The sequence below is a fragment of the Bartonella sp. AP36NXGY genome, assembly GCF_042195865.1.
Taxonomy (GTDB): Bacteria; Pseudomonadota; Alphaproteobacteria; order Rhizobiales; family Rhizobiaceae; genus Bartonella.
The window spans coordinates 1-1,041 of record NZ_JBHIPD010000115.1; the positions used below are offsets into that span (position 1 = coordinate 1).

Genomic DNA, 1,041 nt, shown 5'->3' on the forward strand with positions numbered 1-1,041 from the left:
AGGTCTTTTAATATTCTCATGTTTTTAGTCCATAATTTTACCAATTGGTCTATTTACCTAAAATTTGACCGTACAGAGCGTTTTATATTGCGGATATGGTTTTCATCATAAAATCTTTAAATCGCTTTGTATGGTGCCTTTTTGTCGATTTAAACACATACCTAATTGTAAAATGATCAGCACTTTTCACTAGTTTGCTGTGGACCAAAGCGTTTCATTATCCCACCAATGCCATTTAAAGTCTCTTCAAGCTCTTGCTTGTGAACAAGCGTTAGTGGTCTAAAATGCTCTTTCGCTGTTTTTTCTTTGAGTGTTTTCTCACGTGTGTTTTCAATTGCTCTACGTACAGTTTCGGCTTTTGAAAGAAGGGTATTTTCTAGTGTCTGGCAATAAGTTAAAAGCTCTCCACAGGTTGGCATGAATGTTTTTGATATCCCAATTGCTTGACCAGTTACGATATTTTCGACGCCTTTTTTCAGAGCATATGCTGAAATCCGTTCCAGCATCATGCTATAGGATAGAACAACGGCTTTGGAATCTGTGTTCGCAGGGACTCTCATGCTTGAGAGTAGGAAAGAAGCTTGCTCAATTTGCTTAACTGAAGCTTTCACAGAGAGCAACGCTTGTAGAAGATTGCAAGCATCTAAGGTTTGCTCTTCCTCCTGTTTCGTCAATGTATTCCCAGCTTTCAGCGTCAATGGATACCCCGGACTGATCATTTCCATAATCTTCTCCAGATGAGAGTTGATCTCTGAGTTGGTTGAAGCCTTCTGCAAGCTGTTCTGTGAAAGTTTTCTGAGTGAATTTTCCATGATAACCACCTAACCGTTTTTCCTGTTCTAATCTTGCTTTTTTCTTTGCTAGCGTTCCGATAGGGCTTGTAACCCAATTGTACCAAGTCCTTTGCCAATCTCGTTTGTTTGCATTTTTACCTGGGTTTGCTATCCAGTAATTTGTGAACCGTTCGGTTTCTAACAGCGCCTCATCATGCGTTAATCCTTGATCGATTGCGTATTGCAAATTAGGTTTGAAATCCTCTGG

The 1,041-nt window shown here is 39.6% G+C and carries 1 protein-coding gene and 1 pseudogene; both read right to left on the minus strand.

What is annotated here, in order from left to right; translation table 11 throughout:
* Positions 1-176 precede the first annotated feature (176 nt).
* The gene (locus ACFINX_RS10165; RefSeq protein ID WP_375668805.1) at positions 177-560 is read right to left on the minus strand and encodes a hypothetical protein; all 384 of its coding nucleotides are present in this window, start codon (positions 558-560) and stop codon (positions 177-179) included.
* 34 nt (positions 561-594) lie between these two features.
* Positions 595-1,041, minus strand: a pseudogene (locus ACFINX_RS10170) (hypothetical protein); the annotation flags it as partial.

Coding starts and splice junctions, on each gene's coding strand:
- ACFINX_RS10165 (WP_375668805.1), bottom strand. CDS start 560: ATGAGAGTCCCTGCGAACACAGATTCCAAAGCCGTTGTTCTATCCTAT.